The sequence below is a fragment of the Aeromonas sp. PS2Canimalfood6 genome, from assembly GCF_048276795.1.
Taxonomy (GTDB): domain Bacteria; phylum Pseudomonadota; class Gammaproteobacteria; order Enterobacterales; family Aeromonadaceae; genus Aeromonas; species Aeromonas caviae.
In genome coordinates this window covers 36,428-52,469 of record NZ_JBLUXC010000009.1, presented here as the reverse complement: position 1 = coordinate 52,469, position 16,042 = coordinate 36,428, and the positions used below count along the sequence as shown (strand labels likewise).

Genomic DNA, 16,042 nt, shown 5'->3' with positions numbered 1-16,042 from the left:
CTTTGTTAAGCATTTGTGCCCATAAAAAAACCGCCCCGGGGGGCCGGCTTTCTCACAGGGATGAACGCTGTCATCAGGCAATCAGCTTGTAGATGATACCGGACATGGCGATGAGGCCGATGAGGGTGACGAAGCCGTTGCTGAGGTTGCCGGCATATTTGCGCATGGCCGGCACCTTGGCGATGGCGTACATCGGCATCAGGAAGAGCAGCATGGCGATGATGGGGCCGCCCAGATCTTCAATCATGCCGAGGATGCTCGGGTTGATGGTGGCCACGGCCCAGGTGGTCAGGATCATGAAGACCGCGGTCACCTTGTTCAGCTGCTTGACGTCGACGTTCTTGCCCTTCTCGCGCAGGGACTTGGCCATCAGGCCGTTCATGCCCTCTTGCGCACCCAGGTAGTGACCCAGGAAGGACTTGCTGATGGCAACCATGGCGATGAGCGGTGCCACGGTGGCGATCACCGGGTTGTCGAAGTGGTTGGCCAGGTAGGAGAGGATGGAGATGTTCTGCTCCTTGGCCGCCGCCAGGTCAGCCGGGGAGAGGCTCAGCACGCAGCTGAACACGAAGAACATTACCGTCATCACCATCATGACGTGGGCGCCCAGCAGGATGTTGCTGCACTTCTTCTCGGCGTTGGCGCCGTAGCGGCCTTTGTTGTCCACCGCGAAGGAGGAGATGATCGGGGAGTGGTTGAAGGAGAACACCATCACCGGGATGGCCAGCCACAGGGTCTTGATGAAGTCGCCGTTGAAGGCCTCACCCAGCGCCGGGGCTTCGGTGATGATGGCACCGTTCCAGTGCGGGATCAGGTAGAGCGCCAGGCCCATCAGAGTGACCACGAACGGGAAGACCAGCACGCTCATCGCCTTGACGATGACCTGGCCGCCCAGGCGAACGATTGCCATCAGACCCAGGATCAGCACCAGGGAGAGGATGGCACGGGGAGGTGCCGTCATACCCAGTTGGTGCACCATCAGGCTCTCGACGGTGTTGGTGATGGCCACGGAGTACATCAGCAGGATGGGGTAGATGGCGAAGAAGTAGAGCAGGGTGATGAACTTGCCTGCGGTCTTGCCGAAGTGCTCTTCCACCACCTCGGTGATGTCGCCGTCACGGGTGGAGCCGGACAGCACGAAGCGGGTCAGGCCACGGTGGGCGAAGAAGGTCAGCGGCAGGGCCAGGATCAGCATGGCGACCAGCGGCCACAGGCCACCGACACCGGCATTGATCGGCAGGAAGAGGACACCGGCGCCGATGGCGGTACCGTACAGACCCAGCATCCAGACCACGTCGGCCTTGTTGATGCCACGGGAGGAGGCTTTGCTCAAGCTGCCTTCAACTGCAATGTTCATGTCAGACATAGGGGTGTTCCTGTCATCAAGGAAAGTGGGATCTTAACTTGTCAGTGGGCCTGGGCCCGGTTCCTTTCCCTGGAACTCCAGCTATTCGTCCTGTTTGTTCCTCCGCCCCGGCCATCCGGCCGCCACTCCCTGTGGCAACCTGATTGCAACAAACACGGGCGGGGAGTCGTAATACAGAGGGGATCGTGCTCGCTCGTTAACAACGGGATAACGCTCACCTCATCCGATGAGATGACTCTAGTTAAAAGGCCCTATTAATCACAGCGTTTTTTTGAATTAATCAACCAAAGTTTGATTGGAATCGCCTTTCCGTCGCTTCAGATCACACTTGAATCGCCATATTGCGATTTTTTTTTAACATATAAGCTTTTTGGTGTGATCCACCTCACCCTTGAAACGCGCAACAATTTCGTCACAACCCCCTCGTTGCCCCCGATTGTCTCCCGTCGCCCCATGGCGTACCCTTTGTGTCCGCCCTTTTTCTGCGTACCGACCATGACCCTCTCCCGCACCGATCTCTCCGAGCTGGCCGTGTTTGCCGCCGTCGCCCGTCACCGCAGTTTCAGCAAGGCCGCCCTCGAGCTCGGGGTCTCCGCCTCGGCCCTGAGTCATGCCCTCAAAGGGCTGGAGAGTCGCCTGGCCGTCAGGCTGCTCAATCGCAGCACCCGGGCCGTGGTGCCGACCGAAGCGGGCGAACGGCTGCTGGCCCAGGTGCTGCCAACCCTGGGGCAACTGGAGGCGGCGCTGGCGGAGCTGACGCGCCACGCGGGCGAACCCGTGGGCAGGCTCAGGCTCTGTGCCCCGCGAGCCGCCATCCAGGAGGTGCTGGCCCCGGTGCTCATCGACTATCTGGTGCGCTACCCGCGCATGCAGGTGGAGGTGGAGGAGCTGGAGCTGATGCCCCGCCTCATCGAGGATGGCTACGACGCCGCCCTCTTTTACGGCGACCTGCTGCCCCAGGAGATGATCTCGGTTCCCCTGGGCCCGCAGCAGCGCTATCTGGTGGTGGGCTCCCCCGACTATCTGGCGCGGCGTGGCACCCCTCGCCACCCCTCGGATCTGCGCCAGCACGACTGCATCGGTTATCGGCTCACGCCCCATCACCACTATCGCTGGGCCTTTGCCGCCGAGGGGGAACTGCTTGAGATCGAAGTGACGGGCCCGCTCACCACCAGCACGCCCGCGCTCTACCTGGGGGCGGCCGAGGCGGGGCTCGGGCTCGCCTACTGCCATGAAGGGGAGGTGTTCGACGCCCTGGCATCGGGGCGGCTGGTAAGCGTGCTGGATGACTGGAGCCCCAGCTTTGCCGGGTTCAACCTCTTCTATCCGGGCCGGCACCAGCTGGGGCAAGGGCTGCGAGCCCTGATCGACATGCTGAAGGAGTATCACAGGATCCGTTAATTGATGAGCCGAATTCAGTAATCCATCAAATGAAAGCCTGATTATCAATTAAACCATAATAAACTAGACTGTCTGCTCGATTCCGGCCCTTTTCCCGAGTACAGATATGTCCGCCTACTTCCGTCTGCGTCAACGGGCCATGGCCCGCCGTTTCTGGGGCTATGCCCTCCCCTCCGTCATGGCCGTGCTGGTCTCCGGCGCCTACTACCTGGTAGACGGCATCTTCGTCGGCCACTACGTGGGGGCCGCCGGCCTTGCCGGCATCAACCTGGTCTATCCGGTCATCATGGTGCTCATCGGCCTCGCCGCCATGATCGCCATGGGGGCCGCCACCGCCATCTCCTTCCAGCAGGGCGCCAGGAACCTCGCTCTGGCCCGCCAGGCTCTGGTCAGCGCCCTCTGGCTGCTGCTGATCCTGGGCACGGTAGCGCCGCTGCTGCTGCACCACTGGCACACCGATATCCTGCAGGCCCTGGGAATGGCCCCCGGCACCGACACCTGGCAGCGGGCCAGCGACTACCTCACCTGGATTGGCGGTGGCACCCTGCTGCTCGCCAGCAACCTGGCGGTGCCCTACCTGCTTCGCAACGACGGCCGCCCTCGCCTCGCCATGGTACTGGTGAGCGGCGGCGCCCTCCTCAACATCCTGCTCAACTACATCATGGTGGGCCGGCTCGGGCTCGGCCTCACCGGCACGGCCCAGGCCACCCTCCTCTCGGAGGCCGTGGTCAGCCTGCTCGGCCTGGGGTACTTCTTCTCCCGCCACGCCCGGTTGCGGCTGACCTGGCGCCAGCTGGTGCCACGCTTCCCGGCCATGCCCGGCCTGCTCTTCACCGGGCTGCCGAGCCTCATCGCCCAGTTCAATCTGGGGCTGCTGTTGCTGCTGCACAACAGCCAGCTGATGGTGCACGGCACGGTCAAGGATCTGGCGGGCTTCACCGTGGCGGGGTACACGGAGGCGGTCTTCATCGTCATCCTGCAGGGACTGGCGTTTGGCATCCAGCCCCTGGTGAGCCAGGCAGCCGGGGCCGGGCGCCATCGCGACCTCCAGTTCCTGATGGCGATGGGGCTCAAGATCACCCTGGTCTATGGCCTGGGGGTCTGGCTGATTGTCCAGCTGCTGCCGCAGCCGGTCGCCATGCTCTACACCGGGGATCAGGACGCAGAGCTGCTCGCCGCCGCCATCAGCAGCCTGACCCTCAACCTCGCTGCCCTGCCCCTGGAGGGGATCGTCATGTTCGGCATCGTGCTGTTGCAGGCCATGGCCCGCACCCGCCAGGCCCTCGTCATCTCTGTGGCCAAGACGGTGCTGCTGCTGCCCCTCATCTTCCTGCTGCCCCTCTGGTGGGGGCGCGACGGGGTCTTGATGGCACAGCCCGCCACCGTGCTGCTGCTGACGCCCCCCCTGTGCTGGCTGCTGTGGCGGGAGTGGCGGGCCCTGAGCCCTGCCGGAGGGCGTGCTTCCGTCCCCATGCAACGGGCGCTGACCGCCCCCTGAGGCCCGCCCGGCGTCCCCCCACAAACGTCGCCCATAAAAAAAGTCCCCGCATGCGGGGACTTTTTATTGGAAACGGCAGATCAGCAGTAGCCGTAACCCAGCAGACGCTGGTAGCGCTGCTCCAGCAGTTGCTCGCTGTCGAGGGGGCGCAGGGCATCCAGATCCTGCTTGATGCGTGCTTTCAGGTGCTTGGCCATCTTCTCCACGTCGCGGTGGGCACCGCCGAGGGGCTCCTCGACGATGTTGTCGATGAGCTTCAGCTCCTTCAGGCGCTGGGCGGTGATGCCCATGGCATCCGCCGCCACCGAGGCCTTCTCGGCGCTCTTCCACAGGATGGAGGCGCACCCTTCCGGGGAGATGACGGAGTAGGTGGAGTACTGCAGCATGTTGACCCGATCACCTACACCGATGGCGAGAGCGCCGCCGGAGCCGCCTTCACCGATCACGGTGCAGACCACCGGCACGGTCAGGCCGGCCATGACTTTCAGGTTGCGGGCGATGGCTTCGGACTGGCCACGCTCCTCGGCACCCACGCCGGGGTAGGCACCCGGGGTGTCGATGAAGGTGATGATCGGCATCTTGAAGCGCTCGGCCATCTCCATCAGGCGCAGGGCCTTGCGGTACCCTTCCGGGCGCGGCATGCCGAAGTTGCGCTTGATCTTCTCCTTGGTCTCGCGACCCTTCTGGTGACCGATGACCATCACGGGCTCGCCGTCGAGACGGGCGATGCCGCCGACAATGGCCTTGTCATCGGCATAGGCGCGATCTCCGGCCAGCTCGTCGAAATCGGTGAAGATCTGCTCGATGTAGTCGAGGGTGTAGGGGCGCTGGGGATGACGTGCCATCTGGGATACCTGCCAGGCACCCAGATCGCCGAAGATCTTCTTGGTCAGCTCTTCGTTTTTCTTCTCCAGCCGGCGAATGTCTTCGCTGAGATCCACGGCACTGTTGTGCTCGCTCACATGGCGCAGTTCATCGATCTGTGCCTGCAACTCGGCGATCGGCTGTTCAAAATCCAGAAAAAGACTCATAGGGACAATAGATCCTCTAATCAAAAACCAATTCAACCCGCTCTCGTCCAAGCAGGACTCGCAAGTCATCTATCAGTTGATCGGTGGGCGTCACCCGCCACTCGGTACCGAGCGTCAATCGCACCCGGGAACCGGGGCGACGATAGTTTACCTGAACCGGACAGACTCCGGCACGGGCGGGCTCCAAAATCTCGCACAAACGCGGGAAAAAGCGCTCGTCAATGCGTTGTTCATCGAGGGAGATGCGGATTGCCCTGGCAAAACGCTCCCTCGCATCGTTGATATCCAGCAACTCGCGGGCCGACATTTTAAGGCCACCGGAGAAGTCATCAAAGCTGACCTGTCCAGAAACCACTAAAATACGGTCTTTTTGCATCAATTCTTCGTATTTTTCCAGCGCTTCACTGAAAAGGGTCACATCCAGACGGCCGGATCTGTCGTCCAGGGTGAAGATCCCCATCTTGTTGCCGCGCTTGGTCACCATGCTGCGCGCCGCGATCACCAACCCCGCCGCCGTGGTCACCGTATCCCGGGAGGTGGGATGCAGATCGCACAGTCGGCCCGAGGTGTAGCGCCGCAGCTCGCTGCTGTACTGGTTGATGGGGTGACCGGTGAGGTAGAGCCCCAGGGTCTCGCGCTCCCCTTCCAGCCACACCTTGTCGGGCCAGTGCGGCACGTTGGCGAACGCCTTCTTGACGTCGTCGATCTCCTCCGTGAGCACGCCGAACATGTCGACCTGCCCCACCGCCTGGGCCTTGGCGTGCTGCTCGGCGGCGCGCATCGCCTCCTCCAGGGTCGCCATCAGGGCGGCGCGGTGGGGGCCGAGCCTGTCCATGGCGCCGGAGAGGATGAGCTTCTCCATCACCCGTTTGTTGAGCTTCTTGATGTCGACCCGGTTGCAGAAATCGAACAGGTCGCGGAATGGACCGTCCCGATCCCGCGCCTCCAGGATCGCCTCGATGGGCCCTTCCCCTACCCCCTTCACCGCGCCGATGCCGTAGACGATGTGGCCGTCCTCGTTGACGCTGAAGCGGTAGCGGCCGGTGTTGACGTCCGGCGGGATCACGGTCAGCCCCATGCGCTGACACTCGTCCACCAGGGTCACTATCTTGTCGGTGTTGTCCATGTCCGCGGTCATCACCGCCGCCATGAACTCCGCCGGGAAGTGGGTCTTGAGCCAGAGGGTCTGGTAGGAGACCAGCGCATAGGCAGCGGAGTGGGACTTGTTGAAGCCGTAGCCCGCAAACTTCTCCACCAGATCGAAGATCTTCATCGCCAGTTCGCCGTCGACGCCGTTCTTGACCGCCCCCTCCTCGAAGCCCGCCCGCTGCTTGGCCATCTCTTCGGGTTTTTTCTTGCCCATGGCCCGGCGCAGCATGTCCGCGCCACCCAGGGTATACCCCGCCAGGGTCTGGGCGATCTGCATCACCTGCTCCTGGTAGAGGATGATGCCGTAGGTGGGCTCGAGTATGGGTTTGAGGCTTTCGTGCTGCCACTTCTCGTCCGGGTAGGAGATGGCCTCCTTGCCGTGTTTGCGCTCGATGAAGTTGTCCACCATGCCCGACTGGAGCGGGCCCGGGCGGAACAGGGCCACCAGCGCGATCATGTCTTCGAAGCAGTCGGGCTGCAGCCGCTTGATGAGGTCCTTCATGCCGCGGGATTCGAGCTGGAACACCGCCGTGGTCTCGAAGCGCTGCAAGAGGGCGAACGACTTCTTGTCGTCGATGGGGATGGCGGCGATGTCGACCGGCGGCTTGCCCTCTTTGGCAAGACGGGGGTTTATCATGCCAAGGGCCCAGTCGATGATGGTGAGGGTGCGCAGCCCCAGGAAGTCGAACTTCACCAGGCCCGCGTACTCCACGTCGTTCTTGTCGAACTGGGTGACCGGGTGATGCCCCTCGTCGTCGCAATAGAGCGGCGCGAAGTCGGTGATCTTGGTGGGCGCGATCACCACGCCACCGGCGTGCTTGCCGGCGTTGCGCACCACCCCTTCGAGGCGGCGCGCCATGTCGATGAGGTCCTTGACCTCCTCGTCCTGCTCGTAGAGCTCCGGCAACTTGGGCTCGGCTTCGAACGCCTTGGCGAGGGTCATGCCCGGATCCGGCGGGATCAGCTTGGAGATGCGATCCACAAAACCGTAGGCGTGGCCCAGCACACGGCCGACGTCCCGCACCACCGCCTTGGCCGCCATGCTGCCGAAGGTGATGATCTGGGACACCGCCTCCCGGCCGTACATCTCGGAGACGTGATCGATCACCTCGTCGCGCCGGTCCATACAGAAGTCGACGTCGAAGTCGGGCATGGAGACCCGCTCGGGGTTCAGGAAACGTTCGAACAGCAGGTCAAATTCCAGCGGATCCAGGTCGGTGATCTTGAGGGCGTAGGCCACCAGCGACCCCGCCCCCGAGCCCCGGCCCGGACCGACCGGGATGCCGTTGTCCTTGGACCACTGGATAAACTCCATCACGATGAGGAAGTAACCCGGGAAGCCCATCTGGTTGATCACTTTGAGCTCGATGTCGAGACGCTCGTCATACTCGGGACGACGCTCGGCCCGCACCGCCGGATCCGGGAACAGGAAGGCCAGCCGCTCCTCCAGCCCTTCCTTCGACTTCATGACCAGGAAGTCCTCGGTGGTCATGTCGCCGGTGGGGAAATTGGGCAGGAAATACTCGCCAAGGCGCACCGTCACGTTGCAGCGCTTGGCGATCTCCACCGTATTTTCCAGGGCTTCCGGGATGTCGGCAAACAGCTCCGCCATCTCCTCCTGACTGCGCAGGTACTGCTGGGGGCTGTAGCGGCGCGGTCGGCGCTTGTCCATCAGGGTGTAGCCGTCGTGGATGGCGACCCGGATCTCGTGGGCGTCGAAGTCATCGGCGGTGAGGAACACCACCTCGTTGGTGGCCACTACCGGCAGTTCGAACTCGGTGGCAATGGCCACCGCCATGTGGAGGTAGACCTCCTCGTCCGGGCGGCCGGTACGCAGCAGCTCCAGATAGTAGGCATCCGGGAAGTGGGTCTGGTAGAAGGCGAGGCAATGCTCCACCATCTGGCGGTTGCCCTTGAGCAGGAACTTGCCCACATCCCCCTCGCGACCGCCGGAGAGGACGATCACCCCCTTGGCATGTTCGCCAAGCCAGGCCTTGTCGATGACCGGACGCCCCTGCACGTGACCGCGCTGATAGCCGCGGGAGATGAGCAGGGTGATGTTCTGGTAGCCGTCGTTGTCCATGGCGAGCAGGGTGAGGCGAAACTGCTCGTCCCCAAGCTCGTCGCTCTGCACCCAGAAATCCGCCCCGACCAGGGGCTTGATCCCCTTGCCGTGGGCAGAGCCGTAGAAGCGCACCAGGCCGCACATGTTCATCTGGTCCGTCAGGGCCAGGGCCGGCATGTTGTTGGCGGCGGCAGCGGAGACGATGGGACCGATCTTCTGCAGGCCGTCGACCATGGAGAAGTCGGAGTGCACCCTCAGGTGGATGAAACGAGGATCAGCCATGGTCACGCCCTCTCATTGCGCAAGCAGAAATCGTTCAGACAGATCGGCATCGGTTATTCGATCCCCAGAGCGCGGCGCACCGGCTTGAAGCTCTGCCGGTATTCGGGCAGCGGGCCCCGTTCGGCCAGAATGGCGAGGTGCTCCGCCGTCGGGTAGCCCTTGTGGCGGGCGAAACCGTACTCGGGATGGCGGCTGTCCAGCTCGGTCATCTCGGCGTCCCGGGTCACCTTGGCGAGGATGGAGGCGGCGCTGATGGCGGCCACCAGGCTGTCCCCCTTGACCACGGCGCGGGCCTCCATCGGCAATCTGGGGCAGCGGTTGCCGTCGATGAAGACCAGCTCGGGCGTCACCTTGAGCCCCGCCACGGCGCGCTGCATCGCCAGCATGGTGGCGTGCAGGATGTTGAGCTCGTCGATTTCCGCCGGGCTGGCGCGGCCGATGGCATAGGCCAGCGCCTTCTCTTTGATCTCGCCAAACAGGGCGAGCCGCTTCTTCTCGGAGAGCTTCTTGGAGTCGGCGAGGCCAAGGATGGGATTGGCAGGATCCAGGATCACCGCGGCGGTGACCACGTCACCCACCAGGGGGCCGCGACCCACTTCGTCCACCCCGGCAATCAGCTTGTCTTCGGGAATATCGATCGTCATCTCATAGCCTTGAATCAAAACCGGCCCCGCAGGGCCAGTATCAGCACAACATCACGCCTGACACACAGGCAGAGCCCACTAGCGTTCCAGCAGCGCGGCAACCGCTTCCGCTGCCTGCACATCCGCATTGCAGCGGATCTTCTCGTGCAACCGGGTGAAGGTGGCGATGAGCTCGCTGTTGTCATGGTCCAGCAGCTTGCTCACCTCTTCCACCAGGTTGGCCGGGGTGCACTCGTGCTGGATGAGCTCGGGCACCAGCATCTTGTCCGCCAGCAGGTTCGGCAGGGAGACATAATCCGTCTTCACCAGCCACTGGGCCAGCAAGTAGCTGAAGGGTTTGAGTTTGTAACCCACCACCATGGGCTTTTTCACCAGCATGGCCTCGAGGGCCGCGGTGCCGGAGGCGAGCATCACCACATCGGCGGCAATCATGGCCTCGCGGCCCTGGCCGTCCAGCAGCACCATGTCGAGCTCCGGGGCCACCTCGGCCTTGATGGCGAGGAACTGCTCGCGCCGTTTCTGGTTGACCAGAGGCACGATGAAACCGAGATCCGGGTTGTGCACCGTCAGGTGCTTGCACGCCTCGAGGAAGACCGGCGCCATGAAGCCCACTTCCGCCGTGCGGCTCCCCGGCAGCACCGCCAGCCAGCGACGGGCGGGATCGATGCCGAGGGCCTCGCGCACCGCCCCTTGATCCGGCACCAGCGGAATGTCGTCCGCCATGGTGTGGCCGACGAAGCGACAGGGGGCATCGAAACGGTCGTAGAAGGCTTTCTCGAACGGCAGGAAGGCGAGCACCATGTCGGTGGCGGCCTTGATCTTGTGAATGCGGCCCTGACGCCAGGCCCAGACGGAGGGACTGACATAGTGGACCGTCTTGATACCGGCGCGGCGCAGTTTCAGCTCCACCCCGATATTGAAATCCGGTGCATCCACACCGACGAAGATGTCGGGGGGATTGGCGATGAAGTGGCGCAGCAGTTCGCGGCGCACCTGGAGGATGCGGGGCAGACGGCCCAGCACCTCGGTGATGCCCATGACGGAGAGCTCCTCCATCTCGAACAGCGCCTTCACGCCGAGAGCCTGCATCCGCGGCCCGGCGATCCCTTCGAACTGCGCATCCGGGTAGCGGGCTTGCAGTTCGCGCACCAGCCCTGCGGCCAGGATGTCGCCGGAGGTCTCTCCGGCGACGATGCCGATGCGAATGGGATCAGGCACGGATGATCCCGCGCTCGTTGTCCTTGAGGAAATCCACATAGAGCTGGATGGCCGGTTCGCTTTGGGCCATCTCGCTCAGCACGGGCAACACCTCTTCAATGGTCTTGCCGGAGCGGAAGATCTCCTTGTAGGCGCGCTTGACGGCAGAGATCGCCTCGGCGCTGAAGCCACGACGACGCAGGCCTTCGGAGTTGACCCCGAACGGCTTGGCGTAGTTGCCGGCGGCCATCACGTAGGGCGGCACGTCCTTGTTCAGGGCAGCGCAGCCGCCGACGAAGGCGTGGGAGCCGACGCGGCCGAACTGGTGAATGGCAGACAGACCGCCGAAGATCACGAAGTCACCGATGTGCACATGGCCCGCCAGGGTGGCGTTGTTGGCGAAGATGCAGTTGTCACCGATGATGCAGTCGTGGGCCACGTGAACGTTGACCATGAACAGGTTGCCGCTACCCACCTTGGTCAGGCTCTGGTCCTGGGTGGTGCCGCGGTGCACGGTGCAGTTCTCGCGAAACACGTTGTTGTCGCCGATCTCGAGGAAGGTGCGCTCGCCGGCGTACTTCTTGTCCTGGCAATCCTCACCGATGGAGGTGTGCTGGAAGATCTTGTTGCCGCGACCGATCTTGGTCGGGCCCTTGATCACCACGTGGGAGCTCACCCAGGTGTTGTCACCGATTTCCACCTCGGCGCCGATGACGGTGAAGGGGCCGATTTCAACCCCTTTGCCGATGACGGCAGACTCATGGACGATGGCGGTGTCGTGGATGATGGCAGTCTGATCGATCACGGTTATACCTCGCGCTTGGCGCACATCAGTTCGGCAGTACAGACCACTTCACCGTCGACGGTGGCGACACCGGTGAACTTGGCGATGCCGCGACGCTCCTTCAGGAACTCCACATCCAGCACCAGCTGATCGCCGGGGCCCACCGGGCGCTTGAAGCGGGCATTGTCGATGGAGGCAAAGTAATAGAGCTCGTTGGGGGACGGCTTGCCCACCATGGTGAAGGCCAGGATACCGGTGGCCTGGGCCATGGCTTCCAGGATCAGCACGCCGGGGAAGACCGGCTTGGCCGGGAAGTGGCCCTGGAAGATCGGCTCGTTGAACGAGACGTTCTTGATGGCGCGCAGGGTCTTGCGCTCATCGCTGATCTCGTAGTTTTCCACCTTGTCCACCATCAGGAACGGATAACGGTGGGGCAGCAGATCCATGATTTCCTGGATGCCCAGGCTCTTCTTTTCAGTAGTCAAAACAGTACCCTATACCAATCGTGATTATTCTTGATCCAGCTTTTTCTCAAGCTTGCTCAACCGCTTGTGCATCTCTTCGATACGCATCACCCGGGCGGCGGTCTTGCGCCACTCTTTATTGGTTTGCAGGGGGATGCCGGAAGAGTAGATACCGGGCTCGGTGATGGGACGCATCACCATGGCCATGCCGGTGACGGTGGCCTGGTCGCAGATCTCCATGTGCCCGTTAAAGACGGAGGCACCACCAATGATACAGTATTTGCCGACCTTGAGACTACCGGCCATCACGGTGGAGCCCGCCACGGCAGTGCCGTAGCCGATCTCGACGTTGTGGGCGATCTGGCACTGGTTGTCGATGATGACGTTGTCAGCGATGCGGGTATCTTCCAGCGCACCGCGGTCGATGGTGGTGCAGGCACCGATCTCGACCCGGTTGCCGATGGTCACGCCGCCGAGCTGGGGGATCTTGATCCACTCGCCGCGCTCGTTGGCATAACCGAAACCGTCTGCCCCGATCACGGTGCCGGCCTGTACCAGACAGTCCGTGCCCAGGGTCACGTTGTGATAGAGGGTGACGTTGGCCCACAACCGGGAGCGCGCTCCCAGTCGGGTATCCTTGCCAACGAAACAGCCCGGGCCGATGCGCACATCGTCACCCAGCACGACGCCGGATTCGATCACCGCATTGGCACCGATGGCCACTCTCTCGCCCAGTTGCACGTCCGCCGCGATGACGGCGCTCGGATGGATATCCATGGCCGGCTGCGGGGTGGTGTCCAGCAGTTGGGCAACCCGGGCAAAGCCCACATAGGGGTCTTTGAGCACCAGGGCGTTGGTGGGGCAAAACGGCAGGTCTGCCTCGGTGATGAGCACGGCAGTGGCCTTGCTCTGCTCCAGAAAATGCCGGTACTTCTTGTTGGACAGGAAGGCTATCTCCCCCTCCCCGGCTTTTTCCAGTGTCGCGACCTTGCGAATTTCCCGGGTCCCATCCCCATGGACCTCGGCCCCCAGTTGCTGGGCCAGCTGTGCGAGAGTGAATGCCATCAATTAGTTGCTCTTGCTAACCTGAGAAATAACCTGGCCGGAGATGTCCAGCTTGCTGGCTGCATACGGGGCGGCGTTGCGCTCCAGCACCAGATCGTAGCCATTGCTCTTGGCGATGGCGTCGATGGCAGCCTGCACCTTGGTCAGGATCTTGTTGCGCTCTTCGGACTGACGGCGACCGTTGTCCTGTTCAAACGCCTGACGCTTCTGGTTGAATTCCATCTGCAGCTTGGCCAGCTTCTCCTGGCTCTGCTTCTTCTGTTCGGCGCTCATGAAGGCTTCGTCCTTCTTGAACTTCTCGACCAGTGCCTGACCGTCGGACTCCAGCTTCTGCAGTTCACGCATGCGCGGCTCGAACTCGCCCTTCAGCTTCTTGGCAACGGCTTCACGCTGGGGCAGCTTTTGGAAGACTTCGCCCATGTCGACCACGGCAATCTTGGTCTCAGCGAAGGCAGAACCCATGCCGGCAGCCATCAGTGCAAAGCTCAAACCAGCTACTTTCAACACTTTATTCACACTTACTCCTTGGTCCCTCATGTGAGGGCTACCTGATTTACCTGATTATGCAAGTGGTACCCGGACCGACTTGTTACCTGGTGAGGCACGCAAGCTGCGCGTCCCATCATTGAATACCCCCACCGCAGGGTGGGGGCAGAGTCCGTCCTTAGAAGGTACGGCCGATGTTGAATGAGAAGAACTCGGTCCGGTCGCCCTCGTACTGCTTGAGCGGACGGGCAATCGCGAACACCAGCGGGCCCATCGGGGAGAGCCACTGCAGCGATAGACCGGCCGAGGCGCGGTAGTTGGTCGGATCCGAATAGTCGGCCAGATAGTTGCAGCCGCTGAAGCAACGGTTGCGGTACTGGTCATAGTCGAAGGTGGTATCCCACACGGAGCCGGCATCGATGAAGAAGCTGGTCCGCAGTTGCGGCTGATAGGTCTCGGAGGCAAACGGCGTCGGCACTATCATCTCGAGGGAGGCGACCGCCAGGGCGTTGCCGCCCACCGAGCTGTCGGTGCCCTGGATGACGTCGTTGCCGCTCAGGTTGTAGTAGTAGAGCGCCTTCGGACCCACGGTATTGCTCTTGAAGCCGCGCAGGGTATCAAAACCACCGGCGAAGTAGTTCTCGAAGAACGGCAAGACGTGGTCATAGCTGCCGTTGCTGCCGTAGCCGTTGCCGTAGGAGGCACGCGCCTTGGCCATCAGCACCCACTTGTGATCCGCATCGAACGGGAAGTAGTGCGCGTCTTCGGCGTTGAGCTTGAAGTACTGCAGATCCATGCCCGGCACGGTCACCTTGGCGTTGACCCGCTGACGGTCACCGGCGGTCGGGAACTGGCCCTTGTTGAGGGTGGAACGGGTCCAGCCGGCGGTGACGTCGACGGTGTTGAACACCATGCGGTTGTCGCCATCCTTGTTCTCGCTGTACACCTTCCAGAACTCATCCACCTGCAGATAGGGGTTGGGCTGGGACAGTTTGTTGTTTTCGACCCCGAGGCTGAAGTCGAGACGGTTGTTCTCGTTGACCGGGAAACCACTGGAGAGGCGGAAGCCGATGGTAGTGTTCTCGTAGTCCACGATGTTGGCGTCGGCCGCACTGAACTGGTTGTAGTAGAGACGACCGCCCAGGCTGACCCCGTCCACGGTGAAGTAGGGATCGTTGTAGCTGAGGTCGACGCTCTTGGAGTACTTGTTGGTACTGGCGGAGATGCCGATCTTCTTGCCGGTCCCCATGAAGTTGTCCTGCTGCAGGCCTGCCTGCAGACTCAGACCAGATTCGGTACCGTAGCCCACACCGGCGTTGATGGAACCGGCCGGCTGCTCCTTGACCTTGAAGTCCAGATCGACCTGGTCATCGCTGCCCGGCACCCGCTTGGTGTCCACTTCCGCGGTCTCGAAGAAGCCGAGGCGGTTGAGACGGGTCTTGGACTGCTCGACGTTGTCGGAGGAGAGCCAGGTGCCCTCCATCTGGCGCATCTCGCGACGCAGCACTTCGTCCTTGGTGGTGACGTTGCCGCTGAAGTTGATGTTGCGCACATAGACCCGGGGACCCGGCTCCACGTTGACGATGAGCTCCACTTCCTTGGTCTGATCGTTGATCTGGGGGAAGGTAACCACTTTCGGATAGGCGTAGCCGTAACGGCCGAGGAACTTGGAGAGCACCTCTTCGGTATGGGTTACCTGGCTGGCGGAGTAGACGCTGCCCGCCTCGATGGGGATGAGGCCCTTCATTTCGCCGCCGCGGTCGATGAGGTCGCCCTTGAGCTGGATGCCGGAAACCTTGTACTGCTCCCCTTCCTTGACGTTGAGGGTGACGTAAACGCCCTTCTTGTCCGGGGTCATGGAGACCTGGGTGGACTCCTGGGTGAAGCGGATGTAGCCGCGGTCCATGTAGTAGGAGCGCAGCACTTCGATGTCACCGGCCAGCTTCTGCTTCTGGTAGCGCTGATCGCCGGTGAAGTTCCACCAGGGCACGTCGTCCTTGAGGGAGAGCTGGGCCAGCAGCTTCTCTTCCGGGAAGACGTTGTTGCCGACGATGTTGATCTGCTGGATCTTGGCCGCTTCCCCTTCCACGAAGGTGAACTTGAGGTCGACCCGGTTGCGCGGCAGCGGGGTGACGATGGCCTTGACCTTGGCGGAGTACTTGCCCACACCGTAGTAGAAATCTTCCAGCCCTTTCTCGAGGGAGCTCAGCACGGTGCGATCCAGCGGATCACCCACGCGGATCCCGGAGGATTCCAGGCTCTGGGTCAGTTGCTCTTCCTTGATGTCCTTGTTGCCGGAGAACTCGATGCTGGAGATGGTCGGGCGCTCCTTGACCACCACTTGCAGCACCTGACCGTCGCGATAGACCTTGACATCCTCGAAGTTGCCGGAGGCATAGAGCTTCTTGATGGCGTTCGCCAGGGACACGGAGTCGACGGAATCACCGACCCGCACCGGCAGATTCAACAGGGCGGCACCCAGGGTCACCCGCTGCAGGCCCTCGACCTGAATGTCTTGCACCACAAAAGAGGCCGGGGCAGCCTGAGCCAGGAAGCTGGCCCCCAGCAGGCAACTCAACACCAATGCTTTTTTAACAGCCATTTTGTTCT

General features: G+C 62.4%; 12 protein-coding genes. 2 read left to right on the top strand and 10 right to left on the bottom strand.

The genetic code is table 11. The features are described from left to right. Window positions 1–73 precede the first annotated feature (73 nt). The gene (locus ACNPAA_RS06005) at window positions 74–1,366 is read right to left on the bottom strand and encodes an HAAAP family serine/threonine permease (protein WP_049636279.1); all 1,293 of its coding nucleotides are present in this window, start codon (window positions 1,364–1,366) and stop codon (window positions 74–76) included. 495 nt (window positions 1,367–1,861) lie between these two features. Here ACNPAA_RS06005 and ACNPAA_RS06000 point away from each other — a divergent pair, with 495 nt between their 5' ends. Both ACNPAA_RS06000 and ACNPAA_RS05995 read left to right on the top strand, forming a co-directional pair. Then, complete coding sequence (locus tag ACNPAA_RS06000; protein WP_103244742.1) at window positions 1,862–2,767, top strand: LysR family transcriptional regulator; 906 nt, start codon at window positions 1,862–1,864, stop codon at window positions 2,765–2,767. Window positions 2,768–2,873: 106 nt separating this feature from the next. After that, entirely contained in the window at window positions 2,874–4,265 is a 1,392-nt protein-coding gene (locus ACNPAA_RS05995; RefSeq protein ID WP_201872231.1) for an MATE family efflux transporter, read from the top strand. An 80-nt stretch (window positions 4,266–4,345) separates the two neighbouring features. On the opposite strand, the gene accA is transcribed toward ACNPAA_RS05995, so the two are convergent. The 9 genes from accA to bamA all read right to left on the bottom strand — a co-directional run bounded on the left by accA (window position 4,346) and on the right by bamA (window position 16,034). Beyond that, window positions 4,346–5,296: an acetyl-CoA carboxylase carboxyl transferase subunit alpha gene (accA, locus tag ACNPAA_RS05990; RefSeq protein ID WP_041211295.1), complete on the bottom strand. Its 951-nt coding sequence runs from the start codon at window positions 5,294–5,296 to the stop codon at window positions 4,346–4,348. A 16-nt stretch (window positions 5,297–5,312) separates the two neighbouring features. Then, complete coding sequence (dnaE, locus tag ACNPAA_RS05985; RefSeq protein ID WP_041211337.1) at window positions 5,313–8,792, bottom strand: DNA polymerase III subunit alpha; 3,480 nt, start codon at window positions 8,790–8,792, stop codon at window positions 5,313–5,315. A 53-nt stretch (window positions 8,793–8,845) separates the two neighbouring features. Further along, on the bottom strand, window positions 8,846–9,436 hold the full coding sequence (gene rnhB / locus ACNPAA_RS05980; RefSeq protein ID WP_039039433.1) for a ribonuclease HII: 591 nt from the start codon (window positions 9,434–9,436) through the stop codon (window positions 8,846–8,848). Window positions 9,437–9,514: 78 nt separating this feature from the next. Continuing rightward, a complete protein-coding gene (lpxB, locus tag ACNPAA_RS05975) occupies window positions 9,515–10,654 on the bottom strand; it encodes a lipid-A-disaccharide synthase (RefSeq protein ID WP_039039432.1) in 1,140 nt (379 codons plus the stop codon). Continuing rightward, window positions 10,647–11,438, bottom strand: coding sequence for an acyl-ACP--UDP-N-acetylglucosamine O-acyltransferase (gene lpxA / locus ACNPAA_RS05970; RefSeq protein ID WP_010673415.1), 792 nt, complete (start codon window positions 11,436–11,438; stop codon window positions 10,647–10,649). The genes lpxB and lpxA overlap by 8 nt, the downstream gene beginning before the upstream one ends. A 2-nt stretch (window positions 11,439–11,440) precedes the next feature. Then, window positions 11,441–11,902, bottom strand: a complete 462-nt coding sequence (gene fabZ / locus ACNPAA_RS05965) for a 3-hydroxyacyl-ACP dehydratase FabZ (RefSeq protein ID WP_010673414.1) — start codon at window positions 11,900–11,902, stop codon at window positions 11,441–11,443. 24 nt (window positions 11,903–11,926) lie between these two features. Beyond that, window positions 11,927–12,946, bottom strand: a complete 1,020-nt coding sequence (gene lpxD / locus ACNPAA_RS05960) for a UDP-3-O-(3-hydroxymyristoyl)glucosamine N-acyltransferase (RefSeq protein WP_039039449.1) — start codon at window positions 12,944–12,946, stop codon at window positions 11,927–11,929. A gap of 3 nt (window positions 12,947–12,949) precedes the next feature. After that, entirely contained in the window at window positions 12,950–13,462 is a 513-nt protein-coding gene (locus ACNPAA_RS05955; protein ID WP_102948817.1) for an OmpH family outer membrane protein, read from the bottom strand. 148 nt (window positions 13,463–13,610) lie between these two features. Continuing rightward, window positions 13,611–16,034, bottom strand: a complete 2,424-nt coding sequence (gene bamA, locus ACNPAA_RS05950; protein WP_323937351.1) for an outer membrane protein assembly factor BamA — start codon at window positions 16,032–16,034, stop codon at window positions 13,611–13,613. Window positions 16,035–16,042: the final 8 nt, after the last annotated feature.

Excerpts from the sequence above, each read along its gene's own strand:
- accA (WP_041211295.1), bottom strand. The coding sequence starts at position 5,296 with ATGAGTCTTTTTCTGGATTTTGAACAGCCGATCGCCGAGTTGCAGGCA.
- ACNPAA_RS05995 (WP_201872231.1), top strand. The coding sequence starts at position 2,874 with ATGTCCGCCTACTTCCGTCTGCGTCAACGGGCCATGGCCCGCCGTTTC.
- lpxD (WP_039039449.1), bottom strand. The coding sequence starts at position 12,946 with ATGGCATTCACTCTCGCACAGCTGGCCCAGCAACTGGGGGCCGAGGTC.
- dnaE (WP_041211337.1), bottom strand. The coding sequence starts at position 8,792 with ATGGCTGATCCTCGTTTCATCCACCTGAGGGTGCACTCCGACTTCTCC.
- ACNPAA_RS06005 (WP_049636279.1), bottom strand. The coding sequence starts at position 1,366 with ATGTCTGACATGAACATTGCAGTTGAAGGCAGCTTGAGCAAAGCCTCC.
- bamA (WP_323937351.1), bottom strand. The coding sequence starts at position 16,034 with ATGGCTGTTAAAAAAGCATTGGTGTTGAGTTGCCTGCTGGGGGCCAGC.
- rnhB (WP_039039433.1), bottom strand. The coding sequence starts at position 9,436 with ATGACGATCGATATTCCCGAAGACAAGCTGATTGCCGGGGTGGACGAA.
- ACNPAA_RS06000 (WP_103244742.1), top strand. The coding sequence starts at position 1,862 with ATGACCCTCTCCCGCACCGATCTCTCCGAGCTGGCCGTGTTTGCCGCC.